This window comes from Amycolatopsis sp. NPDC051372, assembly GCF_040682095.1.
Lineage (GTDB): Bacteria > Actinomycetota > Actinomycetes > Mycobacteriales > Pseudonocardiaceae > Amycolatopsis.
On record NZ_JBFBAF010000007.1, the window covers coordinates 15,242 to 34,088 of the forward strand.

General features: G+C 72.3%; 15 protein-coding genes. 8 read left to right on the forward strand and 7 right to left on the reverse strand.

Annotation, left to right across the window (positions count from 1 at the left end; translation table 11 throughout):
* Positions 1-29 precede the first annotated feature (29 nt).
* From AB0M56_RS12465 to AB0M56_RS12495, 7 genes are all read left to right on the forward strand, one after another.
* Positions 30-1,529 (forward strand): amino acid permease, encoded by a 1,500-nt coding sequence (locus tag AB0M56_RS12465; RefSeq protein WP_364174276.1) that lies wholly within the window; start codon positions 30-32, stop codon positions 1,527-1,529.
* Between the two features lie 10 nt (positions 1,530-1,539).
* Entirely contained in the window at positions 1,540-2,370 is an 831-nt protein-coding gene (locus tag AB0M56_RS12470; RefSeq protein ID WP_364174279.1) for an urea amidolyase associated protein UAAP1, read from the forward strand.
* Entirely contained in the window at positions 2,367-2,987 is a 621-nt protein-coding gene (locus tag AB0M56_RS12475) for an urea amidolyase associated protein UAAP2 (RefSeq protein ID WP_364174282.1), read from the forward strand. The genes AB0M56_RS12470 and AB0M56_RS12475 overlap by 4 nt, the downstream gene beginning before the upstream one ends.
* Complete coding sequence (uca, locus tag AB0M56_RS12480; RefSeq protein ID WP_364174285.1) at positions 2,984-6,562, forward strand: urea carboxylase; 3,579 nt, start codon at positions 2,984-2,986, stop codon at positions 6,560-6,562. Before AB0M56_RS12475 ends, uca begins: the two co-directional genes overlap by 4 nt.
* Positions 6,559-8,148: an allophanate hydrolase gene (locus tag AB0M56_RS12485; RefSeq protein ID WP_364174288.1), complete on the forward strand. Its 1,590-nt coding sequence runs from the start codon at positions 6,559-6,561 to the stop codon at positions 8,146-8,148. The genes uca and AB0M56_RS12485 overlap by 4 nt, the downstream gene beginning before the upstream one ends.
* A gap of 162 nt (positions 8,149-8,310) precedes the next feature.
* A complete protein-coding gene (locus tag AB0M56_RS12490) occupies positions 8,311-9,501 on the forward strand; it encodes a thiolase family protein (RefSeq protein WP_364174918.1) in 1,191 nt (396 codons plus the stop codon).
* A complete protein-coding gene (locus AB0M56_RS12495; protein ID WP_364174291.1) occupies positions 9,501-11,612 on the forward strand; it encodes a 3-hydroxyacyl-CoA dehydrogenase NAD-binding domain-containing protein in 2,112 nt (703 codons plus the stop codon). Before AB0M56_RS12490 ends, AB0M56_RS12495 begins: the two co-directional genes overlap by 1 nt.
* A 48-nt stretch (positions 11,613-11,660) precedes the next feature.
* Here AB0M56_RS12495 and AB0M56_RS12500 read toward each other — a convergent pair whose 3' ends face one another.
* From AB0M56_RS12500 to AB0M56_RS12530, 7 genes are all read right to left on the reverse strand, one after another.
* Positions 11,661-12,155 carry a hypothetical protein gene (locus AB0M56_RS12500; protein WP_364174293.1) on the reverse strand — a complete coding sequence of 165 codons (495 nt, stop codon included), beginning with the start codon at positions 12,153-12,155 and terminating at the stop codon, positions 11,661-11,663.
* Between the two features lie 30 nt (positions 12,156-12,185).
* Entirely contained in the window at positions 12,186-12,695 is a 510-nt protein-coding gene (locus AB0M56_RS12505) for a hypothetical protein (protein WP_364174296.1), read from the reverse strand.
* 81 nt (positions 12,696-12,776) lie between these two features.
* Positions 12,777-13,310: a permease-like cell division protein FtsX gene (locus AB0M56_RS12510; RefSeq protein WP_364174299.1), complete on the reverse strand. Its 534-nt coding sequence runs from the start codon at positions 13,308-13,310 to the stop codon at positions 12,777-12,779.
* A gap of 35 nt (positions 13,311-13,345) precedes the next feature.
* Entirely contained in the window at positions 13,346-13,858 is a 513-nt protein-coding gene (locus AB0M56_RS12515) for a hypothetical protein (protein WP_364174302.1), read from the reverse strand.
* A gap of 30 nt (positions 13,859-13,888) precedes the next feature.
* Positions 13,889-15,034 (reverse strand): HAMP domain-containing sensor histidine kinase, encoded by a 1,146-nt coding sequence (locus AB0M56_RS12520; RefSeq protein ID WP_220238357.1) that lies wholly within the window; start codon positions 15,032-15,034, stop codon positions 13,889-13,891.
* Positions 15,034-15,708, reverse strand: a complete 675-nt coding sequence (locus AB0M56_RS12525; protein ID WP_364174304.1) for a response regulator transcription factor — start codon at positions 15,706-15,708, stop codon at positions 15,034-15,036. Before AB0M56_RS12525 ends, AB0M56_RS12520 begins: the two co-directional genes overlap by 1 nt.
* A 98-nt stretch (positions 15,709-15,806) precedes the next feature.
* A complete protein-coding gene (locus AB0M56_RS12530) occupies positions 15,807-17,288 on the reverse strand; it encodes a helix-turn-helix domain-containing protein (protein WP_364174306.1) in 1,482 nt (493 codons plus the stop codon).
* A 107-nt stretch (positions 17,289-17,395) separates the two neighbouring features.
* Here AB0M56_RS12530 and AB0M56_RS12535 point away from each other — a divergent pair, with 107 nt between their 5' ends.
* On the forward strand, positions 17,396-18,847 hold the full coding sequence (locus AB0M56_RS12535; RefSeq protein WP_364174309.1) for a sodium:solute symporter: 1,452 nt from the start codon (positions 17,396-17,398) through the stop codon (positions 18,845-18,847).

Sequence of the window (18,847 nt, forward strand, 5' to 3'; positions counted from 1 at the left end):
AAATACCCGCCAGCAGACGGGAGCCCCGCATGCCCGCGCCCTCGGTCCCCTCCGACGACCTCACGCAGTTCGGCTATCGCCAGGAGCTCCGCCGCAGCTTGGGCGGGTTTTCCGCCTTCGCTGCCGGCTTCTCCTTCGTCTCGATCCTCACCACCGTCTTCCAGCTCTTCGGCTTCGGCTACACCTTCGGCGGCCCGCTGTTCTTCTGGTCGTGGCCGTTCGTGCTCGCCGGGCAGGTCCTCGTCGCGCTCGTCTTCGCGGAGCTGGCCGCCCGCTACCCGCTCGCCGGATCCGTCTACCAGTGGGCCAAGCAGCTCGCGCGCGGCTTCGCCGGCTGGCTCGCGGGCTGGATGATGCTGCTCGGCTGCGTCGTCGCGCTCGCCGCCGCGGCGATCGCGCTGCAGATCGTGCTCCCCTCGGTGTGGAGCGGGTTCCAGCTCGTCGGCGGCGACCCGTCGGTGACCTCGCCGACCGGTGCCACGAACGCCGTGCTGCTCGGCACGCTGCTGATCGTCTTCACCACGGTGGTCAACGCCGCCGGGGTCCGTGTGATGGCCCGGATCAACGACGTCGGGGTCGCCGCGGAGCTGATCGGCGTCGTCGTGCTCATCGGCGGCCTGGCGCTGTTCGCCGTGCGCGGGCCGCAGGTCGTGGTGCACAGCGTCCCGGTGAGCGACGGCGCCTCCGCGGCCGGGATCGGCGGCGTACTCGCTTCGGCGCTGATGGCCGCGTACGTGCTGTACGGGTTCGACACCGCGGCCTCGGTCGCGGAGGAGACGCGCGACGCCCGCCGGGCCGCACCGCGAGCCGTTCTGCGCGCGGTGCTGGTGTCCGGGCTCGGCGGCCTCGCCGTGGTGCTCACCGCGCTGATGGCAGCCCCGAGCCTCACCGACGGCGAACTCGCCGGCCACGGCCTGCCGTACGTCATCACGGCCGTTTTCGGCGACACCTTCGGCCGGATCTTCCTCGCCGACGTCGCGATCGCCGTGATCGTCTGCACCCTCACCATCCAGACCGGCACGATCCGGCTGATCTACGCGATGGCCCGCGACAACGCGTTGCCGTTCTCCGCACGCCTCTCGGGCGTCAACCCGCGCACCGGCACCCCGCTGTGGCCCGCCGTCATCTCCGGCGCGCTGGCGATCGCGCTGCTCGGGGTGAACGTCGGCAACCCGACGCTGTTCAGCACGATCACCGGCACCTCGGTGGTCGTGGTCTACCTCGCCTACCTGCTGGTCACCGGCCCGCTGCTGGTGCGCCGGCTGCGCGGGCGGTTCCCCGCCGAGCCCGGTCTGTTCTCGCTGGGGCGCTGGGCGGTCCCGGTGAACGTCGCCGCGGTCGCCTACGGCGTGGTGATGATCGTCAACATCGCCTGGCCCCGCGCGGAGATCTACGACCTCGCCGGCTCGGGTTCGCCCTGGCTGCTGCTGTTCCCCGTCGAATTCGTCGGCGCCGCCCTGCTGATCGGCTGGTTCTGCTGGCTGCGGCTGCGCCGGACCACCGCCCCCGCCCTCGAACCCGCGGTCTGAGAGGACGTCCATGAGCACCACGGCAACCACATACGGCGCGCGCGACCACGCCCGCGCCCAGGCCGGCACGGTCGTCGACACGATGCCGAGGATCCCGGCGACCGGGTGGCCCGCGCCGCCCGGAGTCGAGCCCGCCGCCCTGACCTGGGCCGAGACCGTGGCCGGCGGCGGCTACACGCACAAGGTCCTCGCCCGCGGCACCCGGCTGCGGCTCACCGACCTTCAGGGCGACGCCTGCGCGCACCTCCTGCTGTTCAACGCCGACGGGCCCTGGGAACGGCTCAACGTCGCCGACACCGTGAAGGTGCAGTGGAACGCCTACCTTGGGGAATCCGTCGCACTGCTCTCGGACCAGGCCCGGGTGCTTGCGACCGTCGTGGCCGACACCAGTGGCCGGCACGACGCGTTGTGCGGAACATCCACTGTGGACGGCAACACCGCGCGCTACGGCGACGGCGTACCCGAAGGCCCCTCGCCGGCCGGGATGCCGCTGTTCACCTTGGCGGCGGCGAAAAACGGCCTGGGGCCCCGGGATCTGCCGCCCAGCCTGTCGTTCTTCCAGGGCGTGCGGGTCAACGCGGAGGGTGGGCTCGAGTTCACCGGCTCTGCGGGTGCCGGGGCTTCGGTCGACCTGCGCATCGAACTGCCGGTGGTCGTCCTCCTGGCCAACACCGCGCACCCGCTCGACCCCCGCGAGGACTACACCGTGACCCCGTTGCGCGTCCTCGCCTGGCGCGACCGGCCCACCGGCCCGGTCAGTCCGGAGTGGACCCACAGCCCGGAAGCGCAGCGCGCGTTCGAGAACACCGCCGACTACCTCACCGCCCGGGGGCTCGCATGACCACGACCGTTCTCGACGTCGAAGTCCCCGCGCGGGCGCCGTTCTCCACCGTGCTGCGCGGCGGCCAGGAGCTCTCGATCATCGACCTCGGCGGCAACCAGGCCGTCGACTTCCTCTGCTACGACGCGGCGGACACCGCGAAGCGCTACAGCGCCGCTGCGACGATCGCCGCGCAGCGCAACATCTTCCTCACCACCGGCAGCGTGCTGCGCACCGGCGAGGGCGCGCCGCTCGTCACCGTCGTCGCCGACACCTGCGGCCGCCACGACACGCTCGGCGGCGCGTGCAGCAAGGAGTCCAACAGCCTGCGCTACGGCCAGCACACCCGGTTCCAGCACGCCTGCGCCGACAACTTCCTCATCGAGGGCAGCAAGTGGGGCCTCGGCAAACGCGACCTGGTGAGCAACGTCAACTGGTACATGAACGTGCCCGTCGAGGCCGACGGCACGCTCGGCATCGTCGACGGCATCTCCGCGCCGGGCCTGGAAGTCCGGCTGCGCGCCGAAACCGACGTCCTCGTGCTCGTGTCCAACTGCCCGCAGATCAACAACCCCTGCAACGGGTTCGACCCGACGCCGGTGCGGATGGTCGTGACCGAACCGGAGCGTGCGGCGTGAAACTGCTGGTCGCCAACCGCGGCGAGATCGCCGTGCGCCTGCTGCGCGGAGCCCACGAGCTGGGTATCCCCACCGTCGCCGTGTACTCCGACGCCGACCGCACCGCACCCCACGTCCGCCTGGCCGACGAGGCCGTGCGGCTCGGCCCGGCGCCCGCGGCCGAGAGCTACCTGCGGGCCGACGCGATCATCCGGGCCGCGCTCGACACCGGGGCGGACGCGATCCACCCGGGGTACGGCTTCCTGAGTGAGGACACCGCGTTCGCCCGTGCCTGCGAGAGCGCCGGGATCGCGTTCGTCGGGCCGGCGCCGGAGCACCTGGAGGTGTTCGGCAGCAAGCACACCGCGCGCGAGGCCGCGATCGCGGCCGGGGTGCCGCTGCTGCCCGGCACCGGGCTGCTCGGCGACCTCGACGAAGCCCTGGCGGAAGCGGCCGGGATCGGCTATCCGGTGATGCTCAAGGCGACCGGGGGCGGCGGCGGGATCGGGATGCGCGCGTGTGCGTCGGCCGAAGAGCTGTCCGCCGCGTGGGAGACCGTGCGCAGCGTGGCGGCCAAGAGCTTCGCCAGCTCCGGTGTGTTCCTGGAGCGGCTGGTGACGAGCGCCCGGCACGTCGAGGTGCAGGTCTTCGGCGACGGCGCCGGCGCGATCCTCGCGCTGGGCACGCGCGACTGCTCGTTGCAGCGGCGCAACCAGAAGGTCGTGGAGGAGTGCCCGGCACCCGGCCTGCCCGACGCGGTGCGCCGACAGCTCGCCGACGCGGCCGTGGCACTGTGCTCGTCGGTGCGCTACCGCTCGGCCGGCACGGTCGAGTTCGTGTACGACCCCGTGCGCGAGGAGGCCGCGTTCCTCGAGGTCAACACGCGGCTGCAGGTCGAGCACCCGGTGACCGAGGCGGTGTACGGCATCGACCTGGTCGGCTGGATGCTGCGGCTCGCCCAGGGCGACCGAGGGATGTTCGCCACCGCACCCGGAACCACCGCGCCGGGAACCACCGCACCCGAGCCGCGCGGGCACGCGTTCGAGGCCCGCGTCTACGCCGAGGACCCGAGCGCGAACCACCGGCCGAGCGCCGGCCTGGTCACCGGCGTCTCGCTGCCGCCGGGCGTCCGCGTGGACACGTGGATCGAGGCCGGCACCATCGTCACCACGCACTACGATCCCCTGCTGGCCAAGGTGATCTGCACCGGAACCGACCGCGCGGACGCGCTGGCGAACCTGCGTGCCGCCCTCGCGACCACCGCTGTCGGCGGGCTGCGCACCAACCTCGGCCAGCTCCGCGCCGCGGCCGTCGATCCAGCGTTCACGAGCGCCACTCACGACACCGCGACGCTCGACGGCGTCACCGACGACGAGCCGCGGATCGACGTCGTGCGCGGCGGCACGATGACCACCGTGCAGGAGTGGCCGGGCCGCACCGGGTTCTGGCACGTCGGGGTGCCGCCGTCCGGCCCGATGGACGACCTGTCTCTGCGGCTCGGCAACCTCGCACTCGGCAACCCCGAGGGCGCGGCCGGCCTGGAGTGCACGGTGGACGGTGTCACGCTGCGGTTCTCCGCCGACACCACCGTCTGCGTCACCGGCGCCACGGCACCCGTGCTGCTCGACGGCGCTCCGGCTCCCTCGTGGACGCCGATCGTGGTCCCGGCCGGCGGCACGCTCGACGTGGGCGCGGGCACGGCCGGGCTGCGCAGCTACGTGCTCGTGCGGGGCGGGCTCGCCGTGCCCGGGTTCCTCGGCAGCGCGGCGACGTTCACGCTCGGCCGGTTCGGCGGCCACGGCGGCCGGGCGCTCGCGGCGGGCGACGTGCTCACGCCCGGCGCCGAGCCCGCGGACCCGGTCGCCGGCGCCGTCCCCGCCGGCGATCGGCCGCGGCTGGGTACACAGTGGACGATCGGCGCGCTGGAAGGACCGCACGCCGCGCCGGAGTTCTTCACGCCGGCCGACATCGAGACCTTCTACCGCACCGACTGGCAGGTGCACTTCAACTCCGCGCGCACCGGCGTCCGGCTCGTCGGGCCGCGCCCGCAGTGGGCGCGGGAGGATGGTGGTGAAGCCGGGCTGCACCCGTCCAACATCCACGACACGCCCTACGCGATCGGCGCCGTCGACTACACCGGCGACCTGCCGATCCTGCTCGGCCCGGACGGGCCGAGCCTCGGCGGTTTCGTCTGCCCGGCCACGGTCGCGACCGGTGAGCGCTGGAAACTCGGCCAGCTGCGCCCGGGCGACACCGTGCGCTTCGTCCCGATCGACACCGACCACGCCGCGGCCCTGCGCCGCCGTCCTGCGGTGCCGCTGCTCGCCAGCCGAGACGCCCTCGACGACGGCGGCGTGCTCGCCCGGCGCACCGCGCACGACGGCGAGCCGTCGGTGACCTACCGGCGCAGCGGCGACGACAACCTGCTCGTCGAATACGGCGACATGACCCTCGACCTCGCGCTGCGGATGCGCGTCCACGCGCTGGCCGAGCGGCTGGCCGCCGAAGGCGTGCCGGGGATCGTCGACCTCACGCCGGGCATCCGGTCGCTGCAGGTGCACGTCGACCCGGACGCGCTGCCGGTCGGCAAGGCCCTCGGCCTGGTGCGCGAGCTGGAGGGCGACCTGCCGGGCACCGCGGACCTGGTGGTGCCCAGCCGCGGGGTGCGGCTGCCGCTGTCGTGGGACGACCCGGCGACGCGCGAGGCGATCGAGCGGTACATGACGGGCGTGCGCGACGACGCCCCGTGGTGCCCGTGGAACATCGAGTTCATCCGCCGCGTCAATGGTCTGTCTACTGTGGACGATGTCTACCGCACGGTGTTCGACGCCGAGTACCTCGTGCTCGGCCTCGGCGACGTCTACCTCGGCGCACCCGTCGCCACCCCACTGGACCCGCGGCATCGGCTGGTGACCACGAAGTACAACCCGGCCAGGACGTGGACGGCCGAGAACTCGGTCGGCATCGGCGGCGCCTACCTGTGCATCTACGGAATGGAAGGGCCGGGCGGGTACCAGTTCGTGGGGCGCACCGTGCAGGTGTGGAGCGGCTGGCACCAGCGCGGCGCGTTCGAGCCGGGGTCGCCGTGGCTGCTGCGGTTCTTCGACCGGATCTCGTGGTACCCGGTGTCGGCCGACGAGCTGCTGGACCTGCGGGCGCGCGGCTCCGCTGGGCAGCTGGAGCTCGACATCACCGACGGGGAGTTCCGCCTCGCCGACTACCAGCGATTCCTGGCCGACAACGCCGAGAGCATCGCCGGGTTCCGCGCCACGCAGTCGGCGGCGTTCGAGGCGGAACGCCGCGCGTGGGCCGCCGCGGGCGAGTTCGACCCGAAGCCCGAACCCGTCACGAGGCCGCCGGCCCGCGTGCAGGCACCGCCGGGCGGCCACGTCGTCGAGGCCCCGTTCGCCGCCACCGTCTGGCGGGTGGACGTCGAGGCCGGCACGCGGGTGGACCACAGGCAGTCGCTGGTCACGCTGGAAGCCATGAAAACCGAGGCGCGCATCCCCGCGCCCGCCGACGGAAAGGTGCTCGAGGTGCTCGTGTCCCCCGGCGACCAGGTCGCGCCCGGCACCCCGCTGGTGGTGCTCGGATGATCCGCGAACGCGTGCACGCCGCCTACCGGCGGATCGAGCAGGTCGACCGGCCCGAGATCTGGGTCGACCTGCGCCCGGAGGCCGAGCTGCTGGCCGAAGCCGAAGCACTCGAGGATCGGTACACCGCCGGGGAACCGCTCCCGCTCTACGGGCGGCTCGCCGCGGTCAAGGGCAACATCGACGTCGCCGGGTTGCCGACCACCGCCGGGTGCCCGGCGTTTGCCTACGAGCCCCGAGCGGACGCACCCGTCGTCGCCCGGCTGAAGGCGGCGGGTGCGCTGGTGCTCGGCACGACGAACCTCGACCAGTTCGCAACCGGGCTGGTCGGCACGCGCAGCCCGTATGGCGCGGTGCGCAACGCGATCGATCCGGCGTACGTGTCGGGCGGGTCGAGTTCGGGGTCCGCGGTCGCCGTCGCGCTGGGGATCGCGGACCTCGCGCTCGGCACGGACACGGCGGGCTCGGGCCGCGTCCCGGCGGCGTTCAACGGGATCGTCGGGCTGAAGCCGACGCCGGGGCTGCTGCCGACGGACGGCGTCGTGCCGGCGTGCGCGAGCATCGACTGCGTGTCGATCTTCGCGCGCACGGTGGGCGAGGCGGAGCTCGCGCTGCGGTGCCTGTCGGAAGCGGGCACGTTCCGGATCGGCGTTCCGGCTTCCCTGGGCCCCCTGCAGGACGGCTGGGCCGAGGCCTACGCCGCCGCGGTGGCGCGCTACGCCGCGGCCGGCGCGGTGGTGACCACTGTGGATTTATCGCCTTTTCTCGCCGCGGCGCGGCTGCTGTACGAGGGTTCGTTCGTCGCCGAGCGCTACACCGCCGTCGGCGAGTTCGTCGAGAAGCACCACGACGAGGTCGACCCGACCGTCGCGGCCATCATCACCGCGGCCCGCGACCTCCCCGCGCACCGGGTGTTCGCCGACCGGGCCACGCTCGCCGGGCTCAAGCGCGAGGCCGACGCCGTGCTTTCCACTGTGGACGCCCTGTTGCTGCCGACCACCATCGGGCACCCGACGCTCGCCGAGGTGGCCGCGGACCCGGTCGGCGCGAACGCCGCCCTCGGCCGCTTCACGAACTTCGCCAACCTGCTCGGCCTGTCCGCGCTCGCCGTGCCCGCCGGGACAGTCGGCGGGCGGCCGTTCGGGGTGATGCTCGTCGGCCCGGCCGAGGCGGACGCGAAGCTGGCCGCGCTGGCCCACGGCGTCGAGGACCGCGTGCGCCTGGCCGTCGTCGGGGCCCACCTGCGGGGGCAGCCGCTCAACCACGAGCTGACCTCACGCGGCGGCCGCTTCGTCGCCGAAACCGAGACCGCGCCCGAGTACCGGCTGCACGCGCTGGCCACGACCCCGCCGAAACCGGGGCTCGTGCGCGTGGCCGAAGACGGCGTCGCGATCGCGGCCGAGGTGTGGGATCTCCCGGTGGCCGGCTTCGGCGCGTTCGTGGCGGCGGTCCCCGCGCCGCTGGCGATCGGGCGGGTGCGCCTGCAAGACGGTTCGGAGGTCTCGGGGTTCCTGTGCGAACCGGCGGCGCTCGTCGCCGCGGAGGACATCTCGGCGAAGGGTGGCTGGCTCGCCCACCTGCGTTCCTGAGGTCCGGGGCCGCCCGGGAGTGTGCCGTCGCCCACTCGTCCGGGCCACTCCCCTGGTTACCCGTGGGTAACAAGGGCTATCGTGCGGACAGGATTTCTGTCTACTTCAGGAGCATTCGTGGCCGCACCAGCAACGCCGCCCCTTGCGCCGACCGCGCGTGGGGTGCGCAACGTCGTGTTCGTCGAAGGGGTACGCACCCCCTTCGGCAAGGCGGGTGACAAGGGCATCTACGCCGGGACCCGCGCGGACGACCTGGTCGTCAACGCCATCCGTGAGCTGCTGCGGCGGCACCCCGAGCTGCCGCCCGAGCGGGTGGACGACGTCGCCATCGCCGCGACGACCCAGATCGGCGACCAGGGCCTGACCATCGGGCGCACGGCCGCCCTGCTGGCCGGCCTGCCGAAGTCCGTGCCGGGTTTCGCGATCGACCGCATGTGCGCCGGCGCGATGACGGCCGTGACCACGGTCGCGAGCGGCATCGGCTTCGGCGCCTACGACATCGCCATCGCCGGCGGCGTCGAGCACATGGGCCGCCACCCGATGGGCGAGGGCGTGGACCCCAACCCGCGCATCATCGCCGACAAGCTCGTGGACCCGACGGCGCTCGTCATGGGCCAGACCGCGGAGAACCTGCACGACCGGTTCCCCGAGATCACCAAGGAGCGCACCGACGCCTACGCCGCGCGCAGCCAGGAGCGCTACGCCGAGGCTGTGAAGACCGGCAAGATCGGCCCTGAGCTGGTGCCGGTGGCCATCCGGTCCAAGGAACTCGGCTGGGGACTGGCCACTGAGGACGAACCGCCCCGGCCGGGCACGACCATCGAGCAGCTGGCGAAGCTGAAGACGCCGTTCCGCCCCCACGGCCGCATCACCGCGGGCAACGCGGCGGGCCTCAACGACGGCGCCACGGCGTCGCTCCTCGCCGACGAGGAAACTGCCCGCGAGCTGGGTCTGCCCGTCGCGATGCGGCTGGTCGGCTACTCGTTCGCGGGAGTCGAGCCCGAGGTCATGGGCATCGGCCCGATCCCGGCCACGGAGAAGCTGTTCAAGCGCACCGGCCTGTCGATCGACGACATCGGCCTGTTCGAGATCAACGAGGCGTTCGCCGTGCAGGTGCTCGCCTTCCTCGACCACTTCGGCATCGACCAGGACGACCCGCGAGTGAACCAGTGGGGCGGCGCGATCGCGTGCGGCCACCCGCTGGCCTCGTCCGGCGTGCGGCTGATGACGCAGCTGGCGCGCCAGTTCGCCGAGCGCCCCGACGTGCGCTACGGCATGACCACCATGTGCATCGGCATCGGCATGGGCGGCACCGTGATCTGGGAGAACCCGGCGTTCGAGGGGGCGAAGTAATGACTTTCACCGCTGAAGAGGCCAAGGCCGCGTTCCCCGACGAGGTCGTGACCACCGCCGTCACGCGTCTGGTGAAGGTGCCCGGGCTCGCGAAGCCGGTCGCGCTGATCACGCTCGACAACGGCCACGACCACACCCGGCCGAGCACGTTCGGCCCGCAGGGCCTCGTGTCGCTCAACGCCGCGCTGGACGTGGCGTTCGAGGCCGAACCCGCGGCGATCGCGGTCACCGGCAAGCCGTTCATCTTCGCCGTCGGCGCGGATCTGTCCGGTGTGGAGGCCGTATCGGACCCGGCGCTGGCCCGAAAGATCGCGCAAACCGGCCACGACGTGTTCCGCCGGCTCACCGAGTCGAAGATCCCGACGTTCGGCTTCGTCAACGGCGCGGTGATGGGCGGCGGGCTCGAGCTGGCCCTGTCGTGCCACTACCGCACGCTCTCGGAGAACACCGCCGCGATCGCGTTCCCCGAGGTGTTCCTCGGCCTGTTCCCGGGCTGGGGCGGCACGCAGCTGCTGCCGAACCTCATCGGAGCCGACGCCGCCGTGACCGTGATCATCGAGAACGCGCTGGCGCAGAACAAGATGCTCAACGTGAAGCAGGCGGCCCAGCTCGGCATCGTCGACGAGGTGTTCGGCTCGGCCGACTACCTCGAGCAGTCGCTGCTGTGGCTTGCCAAGGTCGTGAACGGCGAGGTCATCCCCGCGCGACGCGAGATCGACCGCGGCGCCGGCTGGGATGCGGCCATCGCCCGCGCGAAGTCCATCGTCGACGGTCGCACGCACGGCGCTTCGCCGGGTGCGACGAAGGCCGTGGAGCTGCTGGAACTGGCGCGGGACAACGATCTCGACCGGGGCTACGCCGCCGAGACGGACGGCTTGGCCGAGCTGCTGATGTCCGACGAGCTGCGCGCCGGGCTGTACTCGTTCAACCTCGTGAACAAGCGCGCGAAACGGCCGGCCGGGGCGCCGGACAAGTCGCTGGCGCGCAAGGTGAACAAGGTCGGCATCGTGGGCGCGGGCCTGATGGCCAGTCAGCTCGCGCTGCTGTTCGTGCGCCGCCTCAAGGTGCCGGTGGTGCTCACCGACGTCGACCAGGAGCGCGTGGACAAGGGCGTGGGTTACGTCCACGACGAGATCGACAAGCTGCTGGCGCGCAAGCGCGTGTCGCCGGACGCCGCCAACCGCCTCAAGGCGCTGGTGACCGGGTCACTCGACAAGGCCGCGTTCGCCGACGCCGACTTCGTGATCGAGGCCGTGTTCGAAGAGCTGGGCGTGAAGCAGGCGGTGTTCGCGGAGCTGGAGCAGCACGTCTCGCCCGAGGCGATCCTGGCGACGAACACGTCTTCGCTGTCGATCAGCGCGATGGCGTCGAAGCTGCAGCACCCCGAGCGCGTGGTCGGTTTCCACTTCTTCAACCCGGTGGCCGTGCTGCCGCTACTGGAGATCGTGCGCGGCGAGAAGACCGACGACGCCACGCTCGCCACGGCGTTCTCGGTCGGCAAGCAGCTGAAGAAGTCGAGCGTGCTGGTGAAGGACGCCACCGCGTTCGTCGTGAACCGGCTGCTGCTGCGCTTCCTCGGCGAGGTGCTGGTGTCCGTGGACGAGGGCACGCCGTTCGAGGTCGCGGACTCGGCACTGGAGCCGCTGGGCCTGCCGATGTCGCCGCTGAACCTGATGCAGCTCGTGGGCCCGGCCATCGCGCTGCACGTGGGCGAGACGCTGCACGGCTCGTTCCCGGACCGCTTCACGGTGAGCGAGAACCTCGCCAAGTTCGTGCAGGCGGGCAAGAAGGGCGTGTGGACCTGGGACTCCTCGGGCACCGCGTCCGTCGACCCGGAGGTCGACGCCCTGTGGACGCGTGGCGGGTCGCCCTCCACGGCCGAGCAGGTGCGCGACCGCGCGCTGAACGCCATCGCCGAGGAGATCCGCATCATGCTCGACGAGGGTGTGGTCGCGGAGGCGCAGGACATCGACCTGTGCCTGCTGCTGGGCGCGGGCTGGCCGTTCTGGAACGGCGGCATCACGCCGTACCTGGACCGGGCCGGGGTTTCGGAGCGGGTGAACGGGAAGCCGTTCCTGGCTCCGGGTGTGGCTTCGGTGCCGGTGGCTTGATGTTCGCGGGGCGGCTGTCCTGTGTGGACGGCCGCCCCGGTTCCGCGGTTACGCGCAGACGTCGCCCTGCGCCTCCGGGGCGTACTTCTCCTGCGCGGCCTCGAGGTCGAACGTCTTTGTCTTCTGCGCGTCCGGGAACCGCTGCCTCAACTCTGCGGCGTAAGCGTTGAGGTCGGTGCCCGGCACCGGAAGCACGGCCACCGTCGCCGGCATGGCGCTCTCACTCGTCGCGGCGATTTTCGCCGGATCCTGCTGGTAGATCTTCTTGAACTCCATCCAGGTCAGGGCCTGGGTGTCGAGGTAGACCCGGCGGGCCTTCGGGTCGTTCCGGAGCACGGCGGCGGCGCGCCTCATGGCATCGTCGTCGCGGAAGTAGACCTGCACGGCCAGACAAGGCTGAGGTCCGGTTGTCGGCGGCGATGTCCGGTTCACCGCCAACACCATGGGCCGCACGGCCCCGACGACCAGGAACGCGGCGCCGGCGCCCAGACCGAGCGCGACCACGAGAAGCGGCGCGAGCCAGCGCCACCGACGAATCCCCACGGTCTGTTCCTCTCGCCCCGGAAGCCCTGGTCAGTATTCACCCGAACGTGGGCACTTCGGCGCCTGGCCCGACTTGCCCATCGCCGCGACCATGGCGTCGACGTCCACCGCTTTGACGTTCTGCGCGTCCGGGTGGCGCGTCTTGAGCTGCGACGCGTACGTGGTCAGATCGGTGCCAGGCACCGGCACCACTTCGACCACCGCGGGAGCGTCGGCGGCGTCGATACCCTGCTGCGCCTCCGGGTGATCCTTGAAGATCTTCTTCAGCTTCTCCCACGATTCCCGTTTGGTCTGCACGAAGACCAGCCGAGCCTGGACGTCGTCGCGGAACGAGGCCGCCGCGCGGGTCATGCCGGGGTCCGTGCCGAAGTACAACTCGATGTCGGCGCACGGCCGGTGGCCCGCCAGCGGCACCGGCGTGCGATCCACCGGCAGCGGATCCGGCCGCACCCCGGCGGCGACGGCGAACGCCAGCCCGGCCCCGACCCCGAGCGCGATCACCAGAACCGGCGCCAGCCGGCGCCACCAACGAATCCCCACGCCCGATCATCATCCGGCGGGGCGGGAACGTTACCGGCCGGCGGCCTCATTGTCTTCTGTGGAGACTCACCCCGGGTGCGATCAGAACTCTCCGGCCCGCGGGCAGGCCGGACCACGCTTGCTCGGCTCCACCTTGTCCCGGACGGCGTTCACGTCGTAGGGCTGGGCGTTCTTCGCGGCCGGGAACCGCTTGCCGAGCTCCGTCGCGTAGGCGGTGAGGTCGGTGCCCGGCACGGGGATCACGGTCACCGTGGCCGGCATGTTCTCCGGGCCTGCCTCGGCCAGCAGATCCGGGCGGTCCTTGAACAGCTCCTGGAAGCGCACCCACGCCTCGGCCTGGGTCTCGGTGTACACGCGCCGCGCCTTCGGGTCGTCGGCGAGCGCGGCGGCCGCCCTCCGCATCTCCTGGTCGAGATCCCGCCCGGGCACCCCGGCCTCGAAGAACACCTGAACCGCCGCGCACGGCCGATGCCCCGCCAGCGGCACCGGCGTGCGGTCCACCGGCAGCGGATCCGGCCGCACGGCCGCCCCGACGACGAACGCGAGCCCGACGCCCGCGCCCAGTGCGAGCACCAGCACCGGGGCGAGCCAGTGCCAGATACGCGTCCTCATCATCCGATCATCACACACCCGGCCGGGACCGGTCCCGGTCAGTACTCCCCCGCACGCGGGCACGTCGGGGCGTCGCGGGGTTTGCCGAACTTGTCGTTGTAGGCGTTGACGTCGATGGAGTAGACGTCCTGCGCCTCGGGGAAGCGGGTCTTGAGACTGGCCACGTAGGCGACGAGGTCGGTGGTGGGCATCGGCACGACGGTGACCACCGCGGGCGAGGACTCCTCACCGCCCAAGCCCTTCAGCATCTCCGGGTGGTCCTTGAAGCCATCGCGCAGGGACAGGAAGGACTCGTGCTTGGTCTCGACGAACACCAGCCGCGCTTCGGGGTCGTCGTGGAGTGCGGCGGCGGCGTGGCGCATCTGCTCGTCGGTGCGGAAGTACACGTCGGCGTCGCGGCACGGCTGGTGGCCGGCCAGGGGCACCGGGGTGCGGTCGACGGGCAGCGGAGGCGGCCGGAGCCATGCCCCGGTCACGAAGGCCAAGCCGACACCAGCGCCGAGCGCGACCACGAGAACAGGCGCCAACCAGCGCCACGAGCGAATCCCCACGCACGATCATCAGCGAGGAGCGCGGGAACGTTACCGGGCGGGGACCCCTTGCGGACCCGCCGGCAGGTGCACCGTCACCGTCAACCCGCCGCCCACCACGGGTTCCGCGGAGATCGCGCCGCCGTGGGCCTGGACGGCGGCGCGGACGATCGAGAGGCCCAGGCCCGCGCCGGAGCGGGCGGTGCGGGCGACGCCGGCGCGGCGGAAGGGTTCGAACAGCTCCGGCACGGCCGCAGGGTCCAGCAGGCCGCCCGACGAGCGCACGCGCAGCGTGGACCACTGGGGGCCCGGTGTCGTGGTGACCTCGAGCCAGCCGTTGTCGACGTTGTGGCGCACGGCGTTCTCGACGAGGTTGCCGGCGATGCGTTCGAGCAGCGCGGGGTCGCCGAACGCGGGCGCGGCGACGGTGGCGAACTCGGCCCGCAGGCCACGCGCCGAAGCTTCCGCGCGCACGGCTGCCCACGCGCGCCCGACGAGCACCGCCAAGTCCACCGGCTCCCGCAGAACCAGGCCGGCGCCGTCGGTGCGGGCCAGGAGCAACAGGGAGTTCACGAGCTGGCCCGCGCGTTCCGTGGCATCGCGGACCACGCCGCCCATCCGACGGAGTTCTGCCTCGTCGGCTTCCTCGTCCGACAGCGTGACGTCGAGCTCGGTGCGGATGACCGAAAGCGGCGTGCGCAGCTCGTGGCTCGCGTTGGCGACGAAGTGGCGCTGCGCGTCGAACGCGGCCTGCAGGCGGTCGAGCATGTCGTCGAAGGTCTGGGCCAGCTCCGCCAGCTCGTCGCGCGACCGGATCTCGCCGATACGCTCGCCCATCGACTCCACCGACAGCCGCCGCGCGGTGCCGGTGATCTCGCGCAGCGGCAGCAGCACGCGCGAGGTGAACGTCCACGCGAGGATCGCCGCCGCGGCCACGACGAAGCAGAACGCCAGCGAGCCGAAGATCAGCACCCGGTTCACGGCGTGCGTACGCAGGTGCTGCGCGAGCGTGGACGCGTCGACGTCGACCCCGTCCACGCGCACGATCGTGCCGGGCGGCATGTGCGGCACGGCGTCCACCGCGTCGCCCACGAGCGACCACGCCAGCCACAGCAGGAGCAGCCCGGCCGCGGCCACCAGCACGGTCGCGAGGATCGTGACCCGGGCCCGCAGGCTGCGTGTGCCGGGCAGGTTCACTACGCGCCGGCCTCCGCGACCGGCACGCGGTAGCCCGAGCCCACCACGGTCTCGATGATCCCCGGCTCACCCAGCTTCTTGCGCAAGGTCATCACCGTCACCCGCACCGTCGTGGTGAACGGGTCGGCGTTCTCGTCCCACACCCGCTCCAGCAGCTCCTCGCTGCTGACCACCGAACCCGAGGCCGACAGCAGGACCTCGAGCACGCCGAACTCCTTGCGCGTCAGGTCGATCAGCCCGCTCGCGCGGCGCACGATGCGCTTCGCCGGGTCCAGCTCCACGTCGCCCGCCGTGAGCAGCGGTGGCGCGGCCGGCGTCGCGCGGCGCCCGAGCGCGCGCACGCGGGCGACCAGCTCGGGGAACGCGAAGGGCTTGGCGAGGTAGTCGTCCGCACCGAGGGACAGCCCGTCGACCCGGTCGGAGACGGAACTGCTCGCGGTGAGCATCAGCACCCGCGTGAGCTCGCCCGACGCGACGATCTCGCGGCACAGCTCGTCGCCCGACATCCCGGGCAGGTCGCGGTCGAGCAGCACCACGTCGTACCGGGTGACGGACGACTTCTCATGCCCGTCGTCACCGGTCAACGCGATGTCCACCGCCATGCCCTCACGGCGCAGGCCGCGGGCGATCGCGTCGGCCAAGGGCTCTTCGTCTTCGACTACCAGAACACGCACCAGACCACAATCCCACAGTTTCCTGAGAGCACCTGAGAGACCTGAATGGACACTCGGGGCCACCTCACGCGCAGCTCACGGCGAACTTCGAGCCGGCGTCACGACCAGCGCAACGCGAACCACAGCCGCATCCTCGTCTCCGGGTCCGAAAGGTCCACGCCGAGCGCTCGTTCGGCCTGCCCGATCCGATGCCGGACGCTGTTGCGGTGCACCCCGAGCTCGGCGGCCGTGCGGTCCCAGCCGCCGTGGTGTGCGAGCCAGGTGCGCAGCGTCGGCACCAGCTCCCGGTCGTGCGCGCGGTCCAGCTCCCGCAACGGCGCGAGCACCCGCTCGGCGAACCCCGCCGCAGCACCGGGCGCGACGAGCGCGTCGAAACCCAGCGGATCCGCGGCCACCACCGGGCGCCCGAGCGCCTGCGCCCGGGCCAGGAGCAGCTCCGCCTCCGCGAGCGCGCCCGGCAGCCCGTCCGCGGTCACAGGCGAGCCTGCCACGGCGAGCCAGCCGTGCTCGCGCAAGCCGTCGAGCTCCGGCGTCTCACCCACCACCGCCAGGAACCGCGGCCCCGGCAGCACCCGCACGAGCGGGGTGTCGAGCCGCGCGCGCAGCCAGTCGTGGCGCACGGCGACCTCGTCGGGGCCCCGGCGGTGCGCGATCCCGGCCACGAGCCGGCACTCCCCCGTGCCCAGCAGCGTCGTCAGCACGTCCGCGCCGCCCTGCCCCAGCAACAACCCGGTGGCCGCCGCGCCGAGTTGCGCGGTGTCGGACCCGCGGCGGCCGACGAGCCCGAGCAAAGCCGCGCCGACGGCGAGGATCGCGCGGTCACCACCGTCGAACCGGCGGCGCCGCCCGAGCACGAGCAGGTGCGCCGCCGTCGCCTGCGAGTACACCGGCTGCGCCACCACATACGTGCTGTCGGGCAGCTCGGTGGTCGCGCTGCGGATGCCGGTGCCCGCGCGCAACGTCGTGAGCAGGTCCGCGACTTCGCGCGGCAACGGCTGCGGCGCGTCGTGCCCCGCCACGAGCGCGTCCGCGGGCCCGACGAGCGCCACCCAGCCCCGCAGCCGCTCGGCCAGCGCCGTCACGAGCGCCCCCATGCCGTCGCCCGCGGCGCGCGTGAGTGCCTCGCGCGCGACGGCCGTCCGGCGCTGTTCGCGTTGCCCCGCCTCGGCGAGCGCGACGGCCACGGCCCGGCTGATCGCGAGGAATGGCGTGCGCGGCGGCACGACGACCAGCGGCAGGCCGTGGCGCACGCACGCGTCGCGCAGCGGCTCCGGCAGGGTCTCCGACACGGTCGGCGTGAGGCCGAAACCCAGCGCGGTCACGCCGGCGTTGCGCAGGCGGCAGACGTAGTGCCCGGGCTCGCGCGGCAGGTTCACCCCGGCGGTGAGCACCAGCTCGGCGCCGAGCAGGTAGGGCGCGGGATCGTCGAGCTCGCTCACGTGGGCCCAGCGCACGGGCGCGTCGAGCGCACCCGGCCGCAGCGTCTCCCGCACGACGTCGAGCGCGAGCTCCGGGTTGCCGACAACCGTCCGTAACGGAACATTCACTTCCGCGGACTCGTGCTCGAGGTTCTGGGCCATTTCATCCCGGCTTTCGACGGTTCCTGGACGGATCGTCCCATGCCGGAGCGGTGGCGCACGAACCTACGGTGGCCCGAACAACCCCGCAGAGAACCGAGGAGGACCCCGTGGGCGGCGGCTACGCGGTGATCGCGCTGTACATCGCGGGCATGATCGGAGTGGGCTGGATCGCCCTGCGCCTGGCGAAGACGAAGTCCGACTACCTCGTGGCGGGCCGGCGGCTGGGCTGGTTCATGTACTCCGGCACGATGTCGGCCGTCGTGCTCGGCGGCGCGTCCACGGTCGGCGGCGTGAAGCTCGGCTACACCTACGGCGTCTCGGGCGCGTGGCTCGTGGTCACCATCGGCGTCGGCATCCTCGTGCTCCACGCGGTGTTCGCGCGGCGGTTGGTGAAGCTGCGCGTGTACACCGTCGGCGAGATGCTCGACCTGCGCTACGGCGGCCGCACCAGCGCCGTGTCCGGGGTCGTCATGTGGGGCTACACGCTCATGCTGACCGTGACCTCGACGCTGGCGTTCGCGTCGATCTTCAAGGTCCTGTTCTCCATCCCGAGCTGGGCCGGCATCGCGATCGGCGGCTCGATCGTGGTGCTCTACTCGGTGCTGGGCGGCATGTGGTCGATCACGCTCACCGACATCGCGCAGTTCGTGATCAAGACGATCGGCATCCTGTTCGTGCTGCTGCCGATCGCCCTCGTCTCCGCCGGCGGCTTCGGCGGGATGGCCGAGAAGCTCGACGCCACCTACTTCGAGTTCACCTCGATCGGCGGCGAAACCATCCTCACGTACTTCCTGATCTACACCTTCGGCCTGCTCATCGGGCAGGACATCTGGCAGCGGGTGTTCACCGCCCGCACCCCGCGCATCGCGACCGGCGGCGGCATCATCTCCGGCGTCTACTGCCTCGTCTACGGCGTGGCCGGCGCGCTCATCGGCACCGCCGCGAAGGTGCTCTACCCCGACCTCGGCAGCGCGCAGGACGCGTTCGCCACCATCGCCGAGCGCCTGCTGCCCACCGGCGTGCGCGGGCTGGTGCTGGCCGCCGCGCTGTCGGCGCTCATGTCGACCTCCAGCGGCGCGCTGATCGCGTGCGCCACCACGACGACGTCGGACCTGCTGCGCAAGATCGGCCTCAAGGGCGGCGAGGTGCTGCGCAACCGCGTCACCACGCTGGTCCTGGGCATCGTCGCCATCGGCATCGCGATGGTCGTGGACGACGTCGTCAACGCGCTGACCATCGCCTACGACATCCTCGTCGGCGGCCTGCTGGTCACGATCCTCGGCGCGTTGTTCTGGAAGCGCGGCACGCGGCAGGGCGCGTACGCGTCGATGGTGGCCGGCACCGGGTTCGTGGTCGCGTTCATGATCATCGACGGGGTCGAGGCCAACAGCCCGATCTACTGGGGCCTCAGCGCGAGCCTGATCGTGTACGTCGCGGTGAGCCTCGCGACGCCGCGCACCCCCGAAAGCATCCTGTCGGTCTGGACGCGGCGCCTGAACGGTTCCGCGGCAGATGAAGAGAAAGCGGCGCAGGAAACCCCCGCCGCCGCGAAGGCCTGA

What these genes read in the sequence shown, in the direction of transcription:
- AB0M56_RS12470 (WP_364174279.1), top strand. Translation starts at nt 1,540, where the DNA reads ATGAGCACCACGGCAACCACATACGGCGCGCGCGACCACGCCCGCGCC.
- AB0M56_RS12475 (WP_364174282.1), top strand. Translation starts at nt 2,367, where the DNA reads ATGACCACGACCGTTCTCGACGTCGAAGTCCCCGCGCGGGCGCCGTTC.
- AB0M56_RS12465 (WP_364174276.1), top strand. Translation starts at nt 30, where the DNA reads ATGCCCGCGCCCTCGGTCCCCTCCGACGACCTCACGCAGTTCGGCTAT.
- AB0M56_RS12510 (WP_364174299.1), bottom strand. Translation starts at nt 13,310, where the DNA reads ATGATGAGGACGCGTATCTGGCACTGGCTCGCCCCGGTGCTGGTGCTC.
- AB0M56_RS12495 (WP_364174291.1), top strand. Translation starts at nt 9,501, where the DNA reads ATGACTTTCACCGCTGAAGAGGCCAAGGCCGCGTTCCCCGACGAGGTC.
- AB0M56_RS12530 (WP_364174306.1), bottom strand. Translation starts at nt 17,288, where the DNA reads ATGGCCCAGAACCTCGAGCACGAGTCCGCGGAAGTGAATGTTCCGTTA.
- AB0M56_RS12485 (WP_364174288.1), top strand. Translation starts at nt 6,559, where the DNA reads ATGATCCGCGAACGCGTGCACGCCGCCTACCGGCGGATCGAGCAGGTC.